Genomic DNA, 19,398 nt, shown 5'->3' on the forward strand with positions numbered 1-19,398 from the left:
GGATGAGGGGTCCCTTTTCGACGCCGATCACCCCGCTACCGGGGTCCCTTTTCCACGCCGATCCACAGGGAACGGCGGTGGACGACCGCCTATCGCCCCTCTCGGCTCCATAGAAGCGCGCGACCCGATGGTCTGGTCCGGGTTCCTCGAGCTTGCGAGACGCGAGGCCCGCGTAGTCGACAACCAGTTCGCAATCGGTCGTATCCGGAAACGCGTTCGCCAGCTCCCTGGTGAAGATGATGCGTTGCGCGAGGTGCTGCACCTGGAAGAAGGGCGAGAGCCTGCTGCCGATCGGCCAACTCCCCGGGCGGCCTCTCTGTGCGTAGGCTTGCAGGTGCTTCGAGTCCTCGCTGAAGACGTTCACGTCGCCACCCCTGCCGTCCGTGGTGATCTGCCAAAGCGAAGGCGTATCGTCCCGTCCGGTCCCCTGCACGGCGCAGGTGAAGCCCTCAACCCCGGCGAACACATCGACGGTCGGCCGTTGGTTCGGGCGCCAGCCTCGCGCAAACGGTGGCAGGCCGAGGTCGACCTCTTCAGCAGCTCTGATCGAGGCTGCGCGGATCGCCTCCTGAAGTCTCGGCAGCGTGATCTCGCTCACCGCCACGCCTCCCGCCTGAATGAAGCGAAAGCCGAAGGCCACACGGTTCAAGACGTGGTTTGCAGACCAGCCCGAAGCATCGACCATGGACCAGTCCGCAAGTAAGTGATCGAGCAGCGAATCGAGCCCGAGCGACGGCGCGATGTGGGTCGGCTGCTCGAACAGTCGGCCGATCGAGCCAAGCAGCGTATTCCTTTCAGCCACGACGCAGCGGTGGATCACCTCGCGCCAGCGCTCTGGCATGTCGATGGGGGCTGATTGCGGACCGGGCACCCGCAGATAGTGCACACCGCTGCGAATGCCTATCGGTTGGCCGTTCTGGTGAGGTCCATCGCGCCTGGCGCATATGGGCTGGGCTCCATGGCTTGGCACGCGAACGACCGGGTAGGTTCGTCCTGACGCTGCGGTCACCGCGTGGACGGCGACGTGGAACACCGGGTGAAGATAGCGTTCAACGATAGAGTTCAGTGTGTCCTGAGAGTATTCGGAGAGATTCTTTGGGTGTGGCTCACTAGGTGTTCCATCGTCATTGAAGCCGAACACCAAGTGACCGCCGCCCGAATTCGCGAGCGCGCAGAGATGTCGGGCGATCTTTGCCTTCGCTGTGTTGTCCGCAAGAGACATCCAGCTCTTGTATTCGGCGGTGAGCGTTTCGAGCCGCTGATCAACGAGGTCCTGCAGGATGGGGTCAGAGCTGGGTTGGTCGCGCATTCTGGGAACATAGCCAATATTTCGGACGGGCACGAACGTTTATACTCAATCAATGCGTTGCAACGCGATGAGAGAGAAAAGGCGCACATGGCCGTTTGCTGTTGTAGCTGCCTAACCCTCCGGACACTGAGCACGCACCATTCACTCCATCAGATCAATCGCGCGAGAATGAGTGAGGAGGCGGAACTCGGTGAAGTCCTCCGAGGCCCTGACCACCGCGGCGATCTGGGCATCTGCGGCCAGCATCGGGTGGTCGATCAGATCGCCCAGCCTGCGGCCTGCAATCGCGACCAGCATCGTATCAGGGAAGCCCTGCCGCACACCCAGCAATCCCTCGCGATCGATCCAGCAATGTCCGAGATGCGCTTCGAATACGATCCGACCGTCGCGAACGCGCACGCCGAAGTGCCCGATGTCTTCATCGCGGCTGAGTACCACCTCCAGGGCGGGTTCGACCGGCTCTGCCGCGAGCATCGCCTTCGCAATCTCTCCCACATCGCGGCCCACGGCGGCGATCGCGTGCTCCGCGAGACCGTCTAACTCCAGCACGCCGGCGTATGGCGTAATCCTTTCCAGCGTGGCCAGCCGCTCACGGTGCTTATCGCCCAGACGTCGCAAGTGACCGCATATCTCCCGAATGCTGCCGCTCGTCACGGTCTCCGTCGTGGGGTGCAGGAGGTTGTCCAGCAAGCCCACATCCACCCAGATCCGCCTGCCGGAGAGAATCTTGGGAGTCGTGATCTCCTCGGGTTCGTACCGAACCGACAGGATCGCGAGGGAACTGCCGTCCCGCTTGATCTTGGCTCGGACGGCGCTCTGGGCCGCGGTCAGCGCGGTGATCGCCATGCGGTCGCTTTTGGCCAGCAGCACGTGCATGACGATCGATCTGGCAAGAGCGTCGACGTCCACCGCGCCGTAGCAAGGACGAGGCTCTTTCCGGCGGTGAAGAGTGATGACGGTGGATCCGATGTCGATGTCGACCGCCAGGTCGTAGTAGAAGTAGTCGTCGGGATTACGGCTGGTGTGACACTCGACCCTGTAGTCCTCCAGCACGGGTATGCGGATTGCCGGGTCACCGATTTCCTCCAGCCGGCGGCGGACGTTCGCCGCCAGCCTCTCCAGCTGATCCGAGTTGAGGGCCGGCGCGTCCAGAACCATGTCGAACTCCTGTTCAGCCCCGAACATGGAGCTCGTTGTCATAGGATGGCTTGACGCCGCCCGCAGGTTTTCGCGGTCGTGTTGAGCGGACGGCGATGATCCACTGCCCGGAAGTCGATCTCCGCACCGGTGCGGATCGAGGACGGCGCGAATGGGGTCAGTCACGCCGACGTCTTCATCGGCTCCCCCGCCGACGTGACCTGAACTTTCTCGCGATGGCGCCGCGCCCGGCATGCATCCGTCCTTCCGTGACGCTGCGAGCCCCTGCCGCTCAAGGCCGCCTGGTCGGCGACGAAGGCCGTCGGCGCCATGTAAAGTCCTGCGTTCGCCACACCTTCGATGCCCGGTGCGGAATCAGCGGCTGCTCGACTGCTTCTGGCTTGCGGCGAACACATGGCGCCGGCTGTTTGGATGGGCTGCATGCTGCCGTACCGGCGCGTTTCGGAGTGGCTGATCGCACCCGGTCGCCCGGAGGAGGATGTCCAATTCTCAGCGACGCAACCCGTCCTTCAGCGCGGATCGGCCAACCAGGCCGCAACCTCGCTCTCCCGCCAAACGCTTATGTTGCCGTCGAGCGGAAGGCTTTGCGGGAAGCGGTCCTCGCTGATCCGCCTGTATATCGTGCTTCTGGACATGCCCGTTCGCCGCACCAGTTCAGGCAGGCGGACATGACGGTCGACGGCGCCGGATGACGGTACGATCGAGGCGGGCGCCGCACCGATCTGCCGCGCGAGGGCCGCGTCGGACGCCGTGTCCTCGGGTGGAAGGAACCCTTCGCAGCTCTGTTCCACGACCCGGTTGAAGTCCTCCAGCGATACGAAGATCCAGTGCGTGGGGTCCGCGTCGCCGTCGAAGGGGCGTTTCGGATCGAGTGCGCTGAGGGCCATGCGGGAGCGGAAGTCGTCTAGTTCCCAATAGGCGGCCGGCAACGCCTCCGGGCTGCCGCCTCCGAACGGCCGCGCGTACGTCCTCAACTCGCCGCAGCCGATGAGCTCGCCAAGCAGCCTGGAGGCGAGGCCCACCTCCTTGCGCACGTCCGGGTCGCAAGCGGCGGCCGGGTCGAGGGCGGCGGCGATCTCCTCGGGGGAGTGGCCGAAGTGCAGGCCGCACCAGTGCGACACGGCGCGCGCAAGCAGCGCGCGCCCGGTGGAGGTGGGTGGCTCGGCCAGCAGGTAGGGCGAGGTGTTGCACGTCATGTTCACGATTTCCTCCCGTCGTCGCGGCGGATGCCCGGCGGCGCACTAAGGAGCCGATAACGGCCCAGATCCGATCAACCGGCGGGCGGTGTGGCGTCGGACGTGGGTGATCTTCGCTAGGAGTCTAGCCGACCCCTTGGCGCGCTGCACGCGGCCTGTATCAGGCCTGCGATCAGCAACTGGTGCCGGGCCTCCGCCGCAGGCTCCCGCTTGCAGCCGCCGTCCTCCCAGTGGGTAGGTCGTACCGGCAGGTCCTGTCGGAACGCCTCGCCACGTGGCGGCGGATTGAACCATCCGAACCCCATGAACTCGTCGAGCGACCCGATGCATTCGCATTCGAAGTGCAGCGATGGAAATGACGAGGCGATCCTATCGAGTTCGCGTTCCGGGAATGAATGCCTGGTGTCGAACCGGAAGGACCAGCTGCCTGGACCGGGCTCCTCCTCCCGGTAGTTGGACACGTCGACGACCGCGCGCTCCGGGAAGCCGAGCCCTTCTTCGCGGCGCGCCGCGCCAACGCCGATCTCGGCCTCACGGCCGTTCCAGCCGTCGAAGTCCGCATCCGGATCGCTACCTTCCGGAAACGAGAGGCATGTCCGACGGAAGCGCTCGATCTCCGCATCGGGACCGTACACGGTCACGCTGTTCCAGCATCTCCAACTCATTCGCTCGTGCTCCTCTGTCGTACTACGGGACGCTGGGAGCCCGTCTTGGTCCGACCGCCACCGCCACCGTCACCGTCGCCACCGCCATCGCGGCCACCGTCGCCACCATCGCCGTCACCGTCACCGGCACCGTCGCTGTCGCCGCCACCGTCGACTGCGACGGCGTGGGTTAGGATGTGTCATCCCGCACGACGCGCCGTCGGATCCGCATCCGATGCGCTAGTTGTCATGATCGGCGAGCGCTTCGTCGACCTTGAAGGGCTGCGGATCGACGGTGGCGCGCGCGGCGGAGAACAGCCGGTCGACGCTGGCGATCTCGACCTTCAGGATGCCGGTGGCTGCGCCGTCGACCGCCTCGTTCCAGGCGCGGGCGACTGTCATCTCCTCCGCCAGCAGCGGGTGGCGGCACATGTCCGTTACCGGCCTGCCGACCATCGCCGTGAGTGCGGTCTCCGGAGGCGTGGTGCCGGGAAACGAAAGGACGCGGCCGGACCAGGAGAGTCCCTGGAACCCGTCTCCGTCCGACTGCACGCGCCCTTCGCTCCAGCGCAGACGCAGGCCCGCCTCCAGCCGGATGTCGTCGTGCCGGCCGAGTGCCCGCAACGTACCGCAGGGATCGGGCAGGTTCCGGACCGCCGATGCGGCCAGCTGGTCGATCACACCCGTGGAACGTCGTCCGACGAAGAGGCGCCGCAGCCGCGACAGCGTCGCCTGGTAGGCGACCAGCCCCTCATATTCACTTTCGAGGCCCTCGCAGGCACTCCAGTGCATCGTACGCGTCTCGCGTCGGAGACCGTCGCCCAGGACGTCGATCTCCGGCGCGAGGCACGGCAGATCGAGATCGGGCCAGGTGTCCGCGGCGGCGAGACCCACCCGTCGCGTCCGAATGTCGGTCAGGTCGGCCCCCGCTTCGTCGAGGCACGTCTCGAACGCCGCCAGTTCTTCTTCGGCCCTGCGGACGATCGCATCGAGGTGCGGCCACAGCTTTTGCACCTGACCGCCACCGTCTACAGGGTCGACTGGTGGCTGCCGCTCGAGGACGAGCCGGGCGAGTGGACCGGTCGCTGGAAACGCGAGCCTGACGCGTGCGCGGCACGGACGACCGGCTTGGCAGCTATCGCCGGCGGCGCCGCCTGCGGTCTGGTGCTCGTGACCCTCCACCGGCCGCATGCCCCGATCGAGAGGGCGGCGCCGGACATGGCCGAGCTCCGAGTCTGGGACGTCGACCGCGACGCGATGCCGGCGAGCGCGCGCGATCCGGGCGACCTGCCGCCCCGTGGCCGCGAGGACATCGAGGGGAGCACTCTGTCGCACTGCAGGGAGGCCCTGATCGTCGCGAGCGACGCCGACCTCCTGCACCGCGCGACGGTCACCGCCATCCTGGACATCGTGCAGCAGGCCTTTCGAGGCCTGGGGCCTGCGGTGGAGGCGGCGGCGGCCTCGGGCGCGGACGTTGAGGCGCTCAGTCGCGCCCGAGCGACATGAAGAACCTCTCGGTGAACGGCTCGTCCGTCGCGCGCGCCGCGCGCGCCGCGCGCTCGACCAGGCGCCGGACGTCGATCGCGAGCACCGTCTCCTGCTTCGTCGCCTCCTCCGCCCCGGCCGCGACGATGATGGACATGTCGCCGTGCACCGGCCGCTTCGCGTCGTCGAGCAGCCCCTTCGAGGCGACGAGCAGCAAGGTGCGGGCATCCGCCGGCTTGGGCTTGGCGAGCGCTCTCGCCGCCGCGCCGAAGGCGGCCTCGACCTCCGTGGCGAATGCTGAGACGCAGTGCGCCGCGGCCGTCTGCGGGACCCGGAACGCCACCAGTTCGAAGGCCACCAGCACCTGCGCGACGTGCGCCGGCCAGTACTCCGCCCTGCTGCCCGTCCCGACCGAACGCACGGCCGGGAAGCCCATCTTGAGAAAGTTGCGGAAGCGCCCCTTGAGGGCGGGCAGCCGGTCGGCCGGCAGCTCGTGGATCGCTGAGACCACCTTGATGAGGGTGCCCAGCTGCACCGCGTTCACGGGCTCGATCGGATTCATGCGCGATCGGTGCCCCGCGTACGGTTTCGGATCAAGTGCGGTGATCCCGACTTTGCATCGGGACGCCACTGCGGAGATCCGCACGTGACCCGCTGCCTAGTCCTGGATGTTGAAACCCGCATCGACCGAATGGCGCTCGCCGCGTCCGGGCGCACGAGGGCGCCGCGCGACATGCCGCCCCCGCTGCAGGCGGTGACCGCGGTAGCGATACTCCGCTTCGATCTGGACGCAGACGGCAGCTTTTCGGCGTTCGGCCTGAACGCCGAAGCGGGATGCGAGCGGGATGTCGTCGCACTCGTCCGGCGTGCCCTTTCGGATCTCGGCGAAGGGGAACTGGTCACGTACAACGGCGCACACGATCTCAACGTACTCCGTTTCGCCTTCCTGAGATGCCGCGTGTTCGCAAATGGCGGCGTGACGTCCCGGCTCGGGGGAAACGCGGGACGGCACCGGGATTTGATGCCGGAGATCGCGAGGGATGGCCGCTGGCCCCGCCTGGCGGACGTGGCCGCCGGATTGGGCTTCGCGCCGACGTCTCGCCTGCAGGTCGGACCGCTTCCGGATCTGTCCGGTCGTGCGAAGGCCGAGGTCGATGTCGCGCTGACCCTGCTCCTCCTGATGCACCTCGAGGCCGAGCGGCGCGGTGATCCGGCCGTGCTGAACCGCGGTGCGCTCGCATTCGGCCGCTACTTGGCAGGACTGGCGATGCGCAATCCGCATCTCTCCGCAATCCTGGACTCACATCTGTTCTCGGCTGCCTCTCTGGAGCGTATGAGCTTCGGAGAGTAACGGATAGGCGTCTCGATGGCGGGTGATCGGCTTGCGCGGCGCGAAGCTCGCTGCGCGGTGCCGAATGGCATTTTGGCCGCTTTCCATACCGGCTCTCGCTAGCGCTCAACTATGGTCCGGAGGCGTCATCCGATTTCGGCGGGGATGGCAGCGGCGCTCCGAGGGGCGTACTTCCGAAGCGTTCCGTCGATGGAGTTGTCCATGCGCGATCCCCGTTACGACATCCTGTTCGAACCCGTGCAGATCGGCCCCGTCACGACGAAGAACCGGTTCTATGTGGTCCCGCACGCAACCGCCATGGGGATGACCGCGCTCGAGGAGATGATCGCGTTCCGCAAAGCTCGAGCCGAGGGCGGATGGGGGGTCGTGTGCCTCGAGGAGACGATGATACACGAGACGTCGGATCACGCGCCGCTGCCGGATCCGCGCATGTACTCTGACAAGTACATCGAACCCCTCGCGCGCGTTGTGGCGGCCGTTAAGGAGCACGGTGCCCTCGCCGGGGTCGAGCTCGCCCATGCGGGTGCGTCCGGACCGGCCATCTACCATCGCGAGCACCCGCTCTCGCCGACGACGAAGTATCCCCACTACTTTATCAACCCGATCGCCGCGCGGACGATCGACCGGCAGGACATAGCCGACTTCCGCCGCTGGTACCGCGACGCCGCGCTCCGGGCGAAACGGGCCGGGTTTGACATCGTGTACGTCTATTGCGCGCACAACCTGTCGCTGCTGCAGGACTTCCTCGACACTCGCGTGAACAAGCGCACCGACGATTACGGCGGGATCTTTGAGAACCGCGTCAGGCTGCTTCGCGAGACGCTGTCGGACGTCAAGGACGCGGTGGGCGATACCTGCGCGGTGGCGGTTCGCTTCGCGGTTGAGGACCGGCGCAGGCAGACGAACCTGACAGCCCTCGAGGATGGTCGTCGCGTGGTCGAGGCGCTCGCCGACGTCCCCGACCTTTGGGACGTGAACGTCAGCGACTGGGCTTGGGACAGTGGCAGCAGCCGCTTCTTTGAAGAGGGTCAGCAGGAGCCATTCATTGACTTCGTCAAGAAGGTCACAAGCAAACCGGTGGTCGGTGTCGGCCGCTTCACCTCGCCAGACGCTATGGTGAGCCAGATCCGACGCGGCGTACTCGACCTGATCGGCGCCGCGCGTCCCTCTATCGCCGACCCGTTCCTGCCTAACAAGATCGACGCCGGCCTCCAGGATGACATCCGCGAGTGCATCGGCTGCAACGCCTGCACGGCGGAGGTCATGACCTCGTCGCGGATCCGTTGCACCCAGAACCCGTCCGCAGGCGAGGAGCACGTCAGCGGCTGGCATCCCGAGAAGGTGCCCCCGGCGCACAATTCGGACGCGTCGATCCTCGTCATCGGCGGCGGACCGGCCGGTCTGGAGGCCGCGCACACGCTGGCCAAACGCGGCTATCAGGTCTCGATCGCCGATGCCGGCAGCGAGTGGGGTGGCCGTCTCGTCCGCGAGCGGAGGCTGCCGCGGCTCAGCGCCTGGGGCCGCGTGGTCGACTACCGTGTCGGGCAGCTCCAGACGATGCCGAACGTCAGCATGTATCTCGACAGCCCGCTTGGAGCGGACGACGTCGCCGGTTTCGAAGCGGACCACGTGATCGTCGCGACGGGCGCCAAGTGGCGCGGGGAGGGTGTCGGCCGCAACCATGACGAGCCGATCCCAGGCTGCGACCTGCCGCACGTGCTCACGCCCGAGGACATCCTCGACGGCCGGCTTCCGGAAGGAGGCAGCGTCATCGTCTACGACGAGGATTACTACTACATGGCCGCCGTTGTCGCCGATCGCCTCGCTCGAGCCGGCTGCAAGGTGACCTACGTCACGACCGCAAGCGATCCCTCGCCGTGGACGCACAACACGCTGGAGATGGTCCACGTAGTCAACTCGATGAACGAGGCTGGAATCGAGATCGTGGTTGGCACCGCCATCGCGTCGATCGGCCCGTCGTCGGTAAAGGTCAGTCGACTGCTGGATGGAAGAGAGAACGAGATGGCCGCCGACGCCGTCGTCCTCGTGACAGGTCAGCTCTCCGAGGACGAACTCTACCACCAGCTCATCGCCAAACGCGACGGCGGACTCCTTCGGTCGGTGGAGCGGATCGGCGACTGCCTCGGTGCCGGACAGATCGCCCAGGCGACCTACGACGGACGGAAGGCAGGTATGCGCTACGGGACGTCCGTCGAGTGACGGCGTCCAGGTTTCTCAGGGATTCGGCGCCTGGATACCGGCCGCCAGGAACTCGACCATGTGGTCGAGCATCTCGTCCTTAGACAGCTGCAATATCCTGCCTTCTGTCAAATCCTCTATGCGGCCGAGGTCGTTCAGCATGAAGAGGTAGGTGCCGACGAGGAAAGCCATGCGGAGGCCGATTGTCCTCCGGGAGACGTCCGGCAGCACGCTGGCGAGCGTGTCGACGTAGCGCTTGACCGATGCGTCGTAGACCTCCCGCCGCAGGCGGAGCGCGTGCTCCTCTGGCTCGGCGTGCAGGCGGGCCTGAAGCCTGACGAAGGCCGCACCCGCCTCGCCGCTGTACTTCAGGTCCCACTGGGGCTGCAGGTACGCACGGATGATAGACTTGACCGTCAGCGGCTCTTCGCCCTCCAGCAGGCGGTCGAGCAGGACGTGCCTGTGTCCGGAAAGCAGTCCACCGCGGCGGCGGTAGACCTCGTCGAACAGCTGCTGCTTGCTCTCGAAATAGTAGCGGATCAGCCCCTGGTTGACGCCGGCGCGTTCCGAAATGTCGCGGATGCTGATGCCAGCGTAGCCACCCTCGGCAAACGCGATCTCGGCCTTGTTGAGGATCGACTCGCGGTGATTACCATCCTTCCGCGGGCGACCCGGTCGGCGCGCCTTCACTTTCTCGGGCTTCTCCTGCACCTCCTCGCCGTCTATCACTTCGGCTTCCATTCCCACCGCTTTCAACATCATGGTCTCTTGTCGGCAGTAGCGGGGAACGGTCGGTCTAGGAAGCTGTCTGTCCCGTTCTGGTGGCGACGTTTGCGTCCAGCCAGGCGATAACAAGGTCGGCGATCTCGTCGCTGTTCGCCTCGCTCATCAGCATGTGGCCGTTGCCCGTGATACCCCGTTCTTCCAGCAGGATGTGTTCGAAGGTGTCCGAACGAACTCGCACGAACTCCGCCGCGAGAACGTTCGATCGGCGCATCCAGGTCGCCTCCCCCGTTACAATCGCGACCGGGCGCGCGAACGGATCGTGGCGTCCCTGATACGATGCGGCGGCGAGGCCGTTGTCGAACGTGCCGAGCGGATGCACCATGCCGGGATGCCCGAACGGCTCCGCGGCGACTACGGCGGCCACCCTGTCACCGCCGATGGATGCGAGCGCCCATGCGCACGGCGCTCCCATCGAGTGGCTCACCACGATCGTCGGACCGGTGAGATCGAGGAGCTGCTCGGCGATCGCCTCAGTGTGTCGCTGGCTCGCGGCGAGCGAAGTGGCCATCGGTCCTTGGCTGGCCATGAAGCGGTCGCCGGCCAGGGGTTCGGCCGGCCAGCGGCTATGCCGCGCTGCCTCGCGCCACAGGCCGTGCTTTGCCGGTTCCACGAAACGCGGATACAGGGCGCGGTAGTCGCCGACGGGTGTGGATGGACCGAGGACCCGTTCGTTCCAATGCGACCTGCCGTGACCCGGCCGGTCGAGCACGTAGGTTGCGTATCCCGCACGCACGAACCTGTGCACCCAGCCCGGCCGCCCGTCTGGAGTTCTGATGAAGTCGGCGCCCTGGCCACCGCCGCCGTGCATCAGCAGCACGGAGACGGGACGCGCTCCGTTCGGGACGAACCATTGCACGTAGGCATTGACGCCCGGCCAGACCGCGTCGCCGTCAAGGACGCTCGCGGACGTCAGGAATACTCCGCCGAAGTCCTCCAGGTCGTAGGACGGTTCACCGCTCAGAAGTGCGTCTCCATCTGCTTGGTGAAGCTGAGTTCACGCTCGAGGAGGCGCTCGTCGCCAGCGACGGTGCGCAGGAAACGGATGCGGTCCTCCTTCTCCTGACCTTCCTTGAGGTGGTACAGGCTACGGAGGTTCCCCGACGCGCGCGGCGAGGTGACTTCGGCGAAGACACGGCGGCGGTCGCGTTCGTAGAATTCCAGCATGTCCTCCCCGGCGCCGTCGTGGAGTACCCGGTTCAGGGTGCCGATGAGGGCAAACGCGTCGAACATGCCTCCTGTCAGGCCGAGGCCTCCGGTCGGATTGGTGACATGTCCTGCGTCGCCGACGAGCAGGATGCGGCCGACCCTCATGCGGTCCGCGATCCGCTGGTGCATGCGATAGGGCGAGTAGGCAACGACCTCGTAGGGCAGGTCAGGGAGATGGTCGGCGAACATGTCGTCGATGCGCTGCTCGATACCCTCAATGGGCAGGTCAGGATCCTCGACGAAGGTGACGCGCCAGAGGTCGGGCTCCTCGATCTTGCAGATGATGGCGCCGTGCTTCTGGTCCAACTGCATGACCGACTTCGGGTAGCCGCGGGAGGTGAGATCGATCCTCGTGTTGGTCGCGACGTAACGCTCCGGCCAGGTGGTTCCGAGGAACTGCAGGTCGAGCACGTTCTTGCGTACCGTGCTGTTGGCGCCGTCCGCGCCGACGAGGTAGTCGCCCTCGATCACCGCAGGGCCGTGCGGTCCCTCGATCTCCGCGATCACGCCCGCGTCCGTCTGGCGGCAGGCGGTGAGCCTTGTGCGCAGCAGGATCTCCACGTTCGGCAGCTCCGAGGCCCGTCTCGCCAGGATCTGCGAGAGCAGGCCCTGGTGCAGGTGGAGCGCCTGTCCGCCCGCGTCCTCCGGCGCCCACTTCCACTCGATCATCTCGCCGGTGCTGTGAATGTGCCATCCGAAGCTCTGGCGCAGGAACCCTTCGGCGATGCAGTCCTGCAGGAGGCCAAGGCGTTCGAGGTGGGGCAGCACGGGGTAGTGGTAGACGAGGGCCCGCGGCTTGTCGTTGAAGCGCTCCTCCGCCTCGAGAATCGTAACCTGCGCGCCCTCCATGGCGAGCCCGTAGGCGGTGAGCAGGCCGATGGGCCCCGCTCCGACGACGATCACATGCTTGGCCATCATTCCCTCTCCGTCCTGGTCGACGCGTTCGCGCGTCCCGGTTGTCGCGTCTAGATCCGTCCGAGCCACCCGGTGACGTCCGCCGCATCGGTGACGTCGCCGTACTTCTGATCGATGTCGTACAAGCTCGCCTCGTGCGGACCGGTCGCCCTGTCGCCGCAGCAGTCCCGCGGGACGAGCACCGAGAAGCCCGACTGCACGGCGTCTACCGCGGTCGCTCGTACGCATCCCGACGTCGTCGCGCCCGTCACAACGACCGTGTCGACCCCCGCACCCGTCAGCAGCGAGGCGAGGTTCGTGCGGTGGAACGCGGATGCGCCGTGTTTGACCAGTACCGGGTCGCCGGCCGCGATACCGGTGGAAGCGTCGATCTCAACCAGCCTCGTGCCGACAAGGAGTGCCTTCATGCCCGTAGCCTTGCGTAGCCAGGGCAGCGTCTCGGCTTCCCAACGCTGGTAGGCGATCGTCGTAAAGATGACGGGGAAGCCCCGGTCTCGTGCCAGGTCCGTGATAGTGCGCGTCTTCGCGATCTGGTCGCGCATGTCGGCGGCGGTGGGGTAGCGAGTGTCAGTGAACCCGTAGCTGAAGTCCACGACGACCACGGCAGGACGCGTGCCGCGCGGTACGGTGCGACCGAAGCCTGCCCGGTCGTATACCTCATCCTGCGACATCGAACACCTTCCTGCCGTCGTCGAGAAGCTCCTTGGCGGCGATGCGCCCGTCCAGGACCACGGGCTCGCCGTCGAGGAACAGGGAGCACCCCCTCAACGGTATGTCGAGGTGGCAGCTGGTGTCGTTCGCGCCGCCCAGCTCGTTGTTCGGCCCAGTCGAGAACAGCACGTTGCCAAGAAAGCTGCGAGGCTCCATTCCCATTCCGCCGGGGAACTCGCCCGGCGTCATGCGGTGCCATCTCGCATCCGGGTTCATTCCCCAGCCGATGTGGCTCATCGCGAAGCCGCGGGGATCGTCGAAGTCGGCCATGTACGACCTGACGAGTTCGGCCTCGAAGCCTCCGCGGATCGATGTGACGAGGCCCTTTTCGATCGTGTAGGTGATCGGCTCGCGCACGTAGATGTTCTGTGGCAGCAGGACGTCGCCGGGTGCCACGACGATCTGCCCGTCGACGCCGTCGTCTTCACCGCCCGTGAAGACGAACCCCGAAGGCCAGTGGTCCCAGCGGCCTGGTTGGTCGGTGCACGCGTATTCAGTCACCGTGGGGTATCTGCCGAGCTTGTACGTGACGTCTGTCCCGTGCGGCGAGGTGATGTGCATCGTTCTCGCCCGCGCCAGGAGTTCCCCCGCCGCCTCGACGCTCTCGCGCAGCTTCCTTGAGGGAAGCATCCGGGCGAGGAGTTCCGGCGGCTCCACGACCGTCAGAATGCGCGTGCCCGCGGCCTGGATCGCCATCTGCTCGGGCGAGAAGAGCAGGAAGATGCAGTCGATCACCATGTCGACGCTCTTCAGCGCCTCGACCGCCTCGGGCATCCGTGCGAGCGGCGTCTGGCCGACGGCCCAGCTGCCAAGCGGTGGCGCGGCGGGGAGGCGCATGTGGTAGATGTTGGCCTTGAGCGCGCGTCCTGCAGTGAGAAACGCATCCGCGTAGTCCAGCCGCTCGTCACCCTGGGTGAGCACGACGAGCCTCTCGTCGGCGCGAACGCCCGACATCCTCAGCTGATGGAGGCAGATCTCCGCGAAGCTGGCGCTATCCATGTGCTGCGACCTTCCCGGTGTAAGTCTCGAATCCGGCTACGGCGCGAAGGAAGCCCTCTAGGTTGTCCCAAGGAATCATGTGTCCGGCACCCTCGACGTTGACGATCTCGATCCTCGGCGCCAGCCGGCGGATCTCCTCGACGTCCGCGTCCTCGATCACCGGCGAGTCGCCGGCTACGACGAGCCTCATCGGCAGGTCCAGGTGCTGCAGGTCAGCATGCACGTCGTCCTCGTGGAAGCCCCGGTACGCCGCGTCGATGGCTGCCAGTTCGCACGTGTGCAGCCACTCGGCGCGCAGCGCGCGCTGCTCCTCGGTCCATGTCGGGCAGAACGCCTTCATGTCATCGGCCGAGCAGCCCCGACGCGCGAGCATGATCGAGTCCTCGTACCACGACCAGGCGGAGGGGTAGGGCCGGCGTCCCGGACCGCTCACCGGAGGGTCCGCCAGGATGAGACCACCGAACGTGCCGGGCGCCTTGCGCGCGGCACGGATCGCGGTCCGGGCGCCCATCGAGTGGCCGAGAACGACCGGAAGGTCCAGACCCAACTCGCTGGTCAGGGCGACCACATCGTCCGCCATGGCGTCGAGCGAGTAGTCGAGATCGCCGGCCTCGCTCAGTCCACGCCCCCGCACGTCAAGGACGTGGACCTCGTGGGTCTCCGCCAGCCTGTTCGCCACGAAATCCCACGTGACGGCCGGGGACGTGATGCCGGGAACGAGGAGCATTTGCGGCATTCCGCGCTCACCGTGCCGCACCAGGTGATGCCGGATGCCGTTGGCGTGGACGTTGTACCCGTATCCACCGCCCATCATCAGTACGCCCCCGAGAGCAGCGTACCGCCGCCGGGCACTCGCGTGTCCAGGTCGAGGGCGCGAAGCATGGCCCACGTCGTCGCGATCGCCGCGGTCAACACCGGCTTCCCGATTTGGGCCTCAACGATGGAGACGGCTGGCAGCGACGGCATCTGCACGCAGGCGGACAGGACCACCGCGTCGACGTCGGCCAGATGCTCCATGGAGGCCACGATGCCAGGAAGACGGGCGGGGTCGTGCGCCGCTACCGCCAGGTTGTCCGAGATCTCGAGAGCGCGCCATTCGACGACGTCCACGCCCTCGGCCCGGATGTAGTCCACGACGAGTTCCGTCAGCGGCTTCATGTAAGGCGCGACGATGGCGACGCGCTTGGCGCCGATGGCTTTGATCCCATCGACGAGCGCGCCGGCCGACGATACGACCGGGGCCGGATTGCCGTTATCGACGGTGGCTTGGTGAAGGCGCGCCTGCGACTCGCGGTGGTAGCCATTGCCCATCGACATGATCGCCACCAGGCAGGCGTATCCCATGACGTTGACGGCTGCGTCGGACAGCTCGATCGCGCAGATGTCGCTGGCGCCGTCCATCTTGGACAGCTCCTCTTTCGTGACGTGTTTCATCCGCATTCGTGCGGAATGGAACGTGAAGCGTTCCGGCGAGATGGACTCGCGAGACCGGAGAAGTGCCGGGATCTCGGTCTCCATCGTCACGTTCGAACTCGGCACGATCTGCCCTATGCGATAGGCTTTCAACGCCCTCTCCTCTGCTACGCCTAGCACGTTAATTCTGCATCTGAATAAATACAAGGTGGTTTCGCAGTGATCGTACGACCAATCTGCGCAGAGGACATCGAGCATGGTAGGGAGAAGCCGTTGGCGGCTTGGCAGTGCCAACGTTCACATCCCACGCGCTCCTCGTTGACTTAATTTATACAAGCGGATAATTGATTGGAGAGTCGTTGGCGACGGTCCCCTCGTCCACGGTTCGCCGCGCGGTCTCGCGGCTGCCGCTGGTCGATTGCGCCCGGGCCTTTCGGCGGAGCGTGGCGAACGAGTCCATTCGGCGGCTGGATCAGTGTGGATGGGAGCAGAAGAGAGGAGCCGTTAGATGGCGTTGACAGCAGCGAGCAGGCCGCATGCGCCCGGTCCACGCGCTAGGGTCCTCCCGCACGAACGCCAGCGTGAGGGCGAACGGCCTCTGGCTGGAACTTGGAGGATCGTCCCCGACGGCTCCACGTGCTGGCCCATGTGGTCGCTTGCGCGGGCCGAGGCGGCCCCGCCGGTCAAGTCGCGTCCAGAGGTTCTCGAGGCGGTGGGTGTACGCGGCATTGGTGCTGCATGCCCTGCAGATGCGGTCGTACCGTCCGACATGCCGGTTATTGGCGACGACGCGTGCGATCCGCCGCTCGTGCGGAGACTCAAGAGGATCGTTTTGACGGGACCGCGCTTCGATGCGGCCGAGAGCGACATCGCGCGCGAGCTGGGTCTGTCCGGGCGCACTCTCCGGCGCAGGCTTCATGAGCTCGGGACGACGTACGCGGACACGCTCGCGCAGGTGAGGTTCGCGTTCGCCAGACACTGCCTGGCGGATCGCTCCCTGACCATCTGCGATGTCGCAGACAGGCTCGGCTATACCGAGGTCAGCAACTTCCGGAACGCCTTCAAGAGGTGGGCCAACTGCTCGCCTCGCGCATTCCGCGCCGGACTCGGTCTCGGTGACGACGGTGGCGGATTGGCATCCTGACCATCGCGCACCCTACCGCCCCCAGGGCACGCCTCGCCCGCCGAGGCTCGTGGCCGTTCACCATCAACGACGAGGAACCTACGATGTCCGAGCTTTCGAACAACACCGCCGCCTTCATGGGCACTTTCAACGACGGCGACTACGACCGGATGCTGGGTCTTCTGTCACCCGACGCTGTCTACGTCGACCCGAACGGCTTCGAACACGAGGGCGTCGACGCGATCGGGGCGTCGTTGAAGTCGATTTTCGATGGGACGCTTGGGCGGGTGAGCTACGACGTTTCGTCGACGATCCTGGATGAGACGGAGCAGCGCGCGCTGGTGACGTGGACGATGTCGATGCAAGCGTCGGATGGGTCGAGCTCGTCGATCGACGGTTTGGACATACTGCGGTTCAGGCAGGGTCTGCTGATTTCGAAGAATGCCTTCTGCAAGGCGGACACGCTCGCGGTACGCACCGGGGGATAGGCTGCGGACGTCTACGCGATCCCCATAGCCCACGGGGCATGGGGGGCGTCGACGGTTCCGAGAGCCGGCACCCGGTCGGCCCAACGGACAATCGTGTCGTTGCACATGATCACCAAAGGGGGCGCACGTCGTTCGAGATCGGCCGAACCCGCAACGTGACGCCGCGCGGGGTTGCGTCTGACGGGCGCTCGACATCTCCGGCTTCAGGTGAACGAGAGGTCGTGGTCGGACAGGGGTAGCGAACGGACCCGCGGCCCGCCGGCGCGACGGATTGCGTTCAGCATTGCCGTCATCACAATCGGCACCGCGTCCTCGCCGACCCCGGCGGGATGTTCGTCGCTCTCGACGAGCTCGACGTGGATGTCGCGGCAGGCCGTCGCCAACCGCGCCACGTCATGGTCTTGGAAGTTACGCTGCACCACGCGTCCGTTCTTAAGCGTTATCCCGCCGTAAAGCGCCGTCGTGATCGCCCAGAAGACACTGCCCTCGACCTGGCCACGGACGACCTCAGGATTGAGGATGCGGCCGCAATTCAGGACCACGACGACGCGGTCCACCTGCATCCCGCCCCGGCCGTCCAGCGTCACGTCGACGACCGCCGAAGCGGTACCTGTCCTGTACGTCACCCAGTAGCTGAAATCGCTGACGGACACCCCTCGGCCTCTACCCTTCGGCAGCGGTTCGCTCCACCGCGCGATCCGGGCGGCCCGGGTCAGCACGTCCCGCATGTTGCGAATGCGGCCTACGGCGATGTCGCGGTCCTTCAGATCGAAGGGTACGGTCGTCTCGTCGAGCAGCTCCATGTAGAGCTCGACCGGGTCGCGCCCGGCGGCTTCGGCCAATTCGTCTTGGAAGCCCTGGTTCATCCACACATGCTGGGTGAACGCCACGCCGCGCATCCAGCCGAACGGCTGCGGCGTCTTCGTCCGCGCGTACTCGATGCGGAGATCGGGAATGTAGTGGGGTAGGCGGGCGGGACCGTAGCTCTGGTCCGGAGCGGTGCCGCTCACGACGCGGTTGAACCAGGCTATCACCTTGCCGTTCTCGTCTAGGCCGGCCTTGAACCGCGAGACGGTGATTGGGGGCGGATAGCCACGCGCCATCATCTCCTCGCGTGTCCAGACGAGCTTGACCGGTCTCCCGGGAACGGCTTTCGCGATCTGCACGCCCTGTGACACGTACTCGTTCTGGCAGCGCCGGCCGAAACCTCCCCCGACGTAGGGTAGGTTGAACTGGACCTTCTCCGGCGGCAGGCCCGCCGTGACGGCGGCCAGCCGGTGGGCGTCCTGCGCGAACTGCGTCGAGGCCCACACCTGCAGACCGTCAGGCCGCAGCCACGCGGTGCAGTTCAGTGGCTCCAACGGCATCGCGTCCATAAACGGGTACGAGTAGTCGGCCTCGAGCACCTGCGCCGCACGCCCGATCGCCTGCGTGAATTCACCCGCCTCACGCACCACCGGCTGCGCCTGCCCGACGCGTCGCTTCAGGTCCGCCATGATGCCTTCGCTGCTGGCGGTCGCGAATTCGCCCTCGTCCCACTGCACCGGTAGGGCGAGCAGAGCCTTGCGCGCCCGCCAGAAGCTGTCGGCGACAACGGCCACGGCATCGTCCATGCCATAGTCCTCGCCGCCGTCGGCGAGGGGACCGTTGAGTCCGCAGGGGCCTCCGGCGATCCGAACAACCTTGATAACGCCGGGAATGCCCGCGATCGCTGCCTCGTCCCACGAGACGAGCTTTCCGCCGTAGACTGGCGACTGCCGCACGGCGGCGTAGAGCATCCCCGGGAGCTCCACGTCGATGCCGTAGCGAAGCGCTCCGGTCGTCTTCGGGGTGAGGTCGAGGCGCCTGATCGGCTTGCCGATCAGGCGGTAGTCGGACGACTGCTTCAGTTTGATCTTCGAAGGCGGCGGCGGCCGGATCCGGGAGGCCGCGAGCGCGACCTCCGCGTAGCTCTGGCGCCCGCCGCCGGCGGAGATGATGCTGCTGCTCTCGGTCCTGAGCTCGTCGACCGGGACGCCCGACCTCCGCGACGCCGCGGTAAGCAGCATCTGCCTGATCTGTGCCCCTGCCATCCGCATGGGGTCGAACAGCCTGTCGGCGGACCAGCTGCTCTCCGTGCAGGTGTAGACGTAGACGTTGCCGCGACGCAGGTTGGTCAGCGGGTCGAAGAATTCCGGTCGGACCAGTGACCAGTCCAAGTCCATCTCCTCGGCCAGCACCTGCGACAGGGTCGTGATCACGCCCTGTCCTATGTCGCTCTGCGGGATCCGTATGCGCACGGTGTTATTGGGCTCGATGACCACCCAGGAGATGAGCTCCACCGGTCCGGCCGGACCGAAGTCGTCCACCCGGCACCCCGACATCGCCACCGGGAACACCACGCCGGCCGACACAGCGGCCATCGACTTCAGAAGG

The 19,398-nt window shown here is 66.3% G+C and carries 20 protein-coding genes; 5 read left to right on the forward strand and 15 right to left on the reverse strand.

Annotated elements, in window-relative coordinates; genetic code table 11:
* The 6 genes from ACFSC3_RS16215 to ACFSC3_RS16240 all read right to left on the reverse strand — a co-directional run.
* A partial coding sequence (locus tag ACFSC3_RS16215; protein WP_380941487.1) for an AlbA family DNA-binding domain-containing protein occupies positions 1-1,309 on the reverse strand: 1,309 nt, incomplete at its 3' end.
* 141 nt (positions 1,310-1,450) lie between these two features.
* Positions 1,451-2,467: a hypothetical protein gene (locus ACFSC3_RS16220; protein WP_380941488.1), complete on the reverse strand. Its 1,017-nt coding sequence runs from the start codon at positions 2,465-2,467 to the stop codon at positions 1,451-1,453.
* 509 nt (positions 2,468-2,976) lie between these two features.
* Positions 2,977-3,663 (reverse strand): helix-turn-helix transcriptional regulator, encoded by a 687-nt coding sequence (locus ACFSC3_RS16225; RefSeq protein ID WP_156487325.1) that lies wholly within the window; start codon positions 3,661-3,663, stop codon positions 2,977-2,979.
* Between the two features lie 116 nt (positions 3,664-3,779).
* Complete coding sequence (locus tag ACFSC3_RS16230) at positions 3,780-4,298, reverse strand: hypothetical protein (protein WP_380941489.1); 519 nt, start codon at positions 4,296-4,298, stop codon at positions 3,780-3,782.
* Between the two features lie 52 nt (positions 4,299-4,350).
* Positions 4,351-4,476, reverse strand: coding sequence for a hypothetical protein (locus tag ACFSC3_RS16235; protein ID WP_257785346.1), 126 nt, complete (start codon positions 4,474-4,476; stop codon positions 4,351-4,353).
* Between the two features lie 71 nt (positions 4,477-4,547).
* Positions 4,548-5,321: a hypothetical protein gene (locus tag ACFSC3_RS16240; protein ID WP_062126830.1), complete on the reverse strand. Its 774-nt coding sequence runs from the start codon at positions 5,319-5,321 to the stop codon at positions 4,548-4,550.
* Here ACFSC3_RS16240 and ACFSC3_RS16245 point away from each other — a divergent pair.
* On the forward strand, positions 5,316-5,813 hold the full coding sequence (locus ACFSC3_RS16245; RefSeq protein ID WP_062126829.1) for a hypothetical protein: 498 nt from the start codon (positions 5,316-5,318) through the stop codon (positions 5,811-5,813). The genes ACFSC3_RS16240 and ACFSC3_RS16245 overlap by 6 nt on opposite strands.
* Here the strand turns inward: ACFSC3_RS16245 and ACFSC3_RS16250 are convergent.
* Positions 5,791-6,354, reverse strand: a complete 564-nt coding sequence (locus tag ACFSC3_RS16250; RefSeq protein ID WP_053111691.1) for a hypothetical protein — start codon at positions 6,352-6,354, stop codon at positions 5,791-5,793. The genes ACFSC3_RS16245 and ACFSC3_RS16250 overlap by 23 nt on opposite strands.
* A 129-nt stretch (positions 6,355-6,483) precedes the next feature.
* Between ACFSC3_RS16250 and ACFSC3_RS16255 the strand changes: the two genes are divergently transcribed.
* Together ACFSC3_RS16255 and ndpC are read left to right on the forward strand one after the other, a co-directional pair.
* A complete protein-coding gene (locus ACFSC3_RS16255; RefSeq protein ID WP_053111692.1) occupies positions 6,484-7,143 on the forward strand; it encodes a hypothetical protein in 660 nt (219 codons plus the stop codon).
* Positions 7,144-7,332: 189 nt separating this feature from the next.
* Positions 7,333-9,363 (forward strand): 6-hydroxypseudooxynicotine oxidase, encoded by a 2,031-nt coding sequence (ndpC, locus tag ACFSC3_RS16260; protein WP_053111711.1) that lies wholly within the window; start codon positions 7,333-7,335, stop codon positions 9,361-9,363.
* Positions 9,364-9,378: 15 nt separating this feature from the next.
* Here the strand turns inward: ndpC and ACFSC3_RS16265 are convergent, their stop codons facing one another.
* The 7 genes from ACFSC3_RS16265 to ndpH all read right to left on the reverse strand — a co-directional run bounded on the left by ACFSC3_RS16265 (position 9,379) and on the right by ndpH (position 15,525).
* Positions 9,379-10,104, reverse strand: coding sequence for a TetR/AcrR family transcriptional regulator (locus ACFSC3_RS16265; RefSeq protein WP_237237688.1), 726 nt, complete (start codon positions 10,102-10,104; stop codon positions 9,379-9,381).
* Positions 10,105-10,138: 34 nt separating this feature from the next.
* On the reverse strand, positions 10,139-10,936 hold the full coding sequence (locus ACFSC3_RS16270) for an alpha/beta fold hydrolase (RefSeq protein ID WP_226341883.1): 798 nt from the start codon (positions 10,934-10,936) through the stop codon (positions 10,139-10,141).
* A 149-nt stretch (positions 10,937-11,085) separates the two neighbouring features.
* A complete protein-coding gene (gene ndpD, locus ACFSC3_RS16275; RefSeq protein ID WP_053111713.1) occupies positions 11,086-12,249 on the reverse strand; it encodes a 6-hydroxy-3-succinoylpyridine 3-monooxygenase NdpD in 1,164 nt (387 codons plus the stop codon).
* Between the two features lie 50 nt (positions 12,250-12,299).
* A complete protein-coding gene (gene ndpG / locus ACFSC3_RS16280; RefSeq protein ID WP_053111694.1) occupies positions 12,300-12,920 on the reverse strand; it encodes a maleamate amidohydrolase in 621 nt (206 codons plus the stop codon).
* Entirely contained in the window at positions 12,907-13,959 is a 1,053-nt protein-coding gene (gene ndpE, locus ACFSC3_RS16285) for a 2,5-dihydroxypyridine 5,6-dioxygenase (protein WP_053111695.1), read from the reverse strand. Before ndpE ends, ndpG begins: the two co-directional genes overlap by 14 nt.
* Positions 13,952-14,773 (reverse strand): N-formylmaleamate deformylase, encoded by an 822-nt coding sequence (gene ndpF / locus ACFSC3_RS16290; RefSeq protein WP_053111696.1) that lies wholly within the window; start codon positions 14,771-14,773, stop codon positions 13,952-13,954. Before ndpF ends, ndpE begins: the two co-directional genes overlap by 8 nt.
* On the reverse strand, positions 14,773-15,525 hold the full coding sequence (ndpH, locus tag ACFSC3_RS16295) for a maleate isomerase (protein ID WP_445949904.1): 753 nt from the start codon (positions 15,523-15,525) through the stop codon (positions 14,773-14,775). The genes ndpF and ndpH overlap by 1 nt, the downstream gene beginning before the upstream one ends.
* A gap of 493 nt (positions 15,526-16,018) precedes the next feature.
* Between ndpH and ACFSC3_RS16300 the strand changes: the two genes are divergently transcribed.
* On the forward strand, positions 16,019-16,516 hold the full coding sequence (locus ACFSC3_RS16300; RefSeq protein ID WP_053111697.1) for a helix-turn-helix domain-containing protein: 498 nt from the start codon (positions 16,019-16,021) through the stop codon (positions 16,514-16,516).
* 83 nt (positions 16,517-16,599) lie between these two features.
* A complete protein-coding gene (locus ACFSC3_RS16305; protein WP_053111698.1) occupies positions 16,600-16,983 on the forward strand; it encodes a YybH family protein in 384 nt (127 codons plus the stop codon).
* A 203-nt stretch (positions 16,984-17,186) separates the two neighbouring features.
* Here the strand turns inward: ACFSC3_RS16305 and ACFSC3_RS16310 are convergent, their stop codons facing one another.
* Positions 17,187-19,385 carry a nicotine dehydrogenase subunit L gene (locus ACFSC3_RS16310; protein WP_053111699.1) on the reverse strand — a complete coding sequence of 733 codons (2,199 nt, stop codon included), beginning with the start codon at positions 19,383-19,385 and terminating at the stop codon, positions 17,187-17,189.
* Positions 19,386-19,398: the final 13 nt, after the last annotated feature.

The sequence above is a fragment of the Sphingomonas floccifaciens genome (genome assembly GCF_042681125.1).
In the GTDB taxonomy this organism is placed as follows: domain Bacteria; phylum Pseudomonadota; class Alphaproteobacteria; order Sphingomonadales; family Sphingomonadaceae; genus Sphingomonas; species Sphingomonas floccifaciens.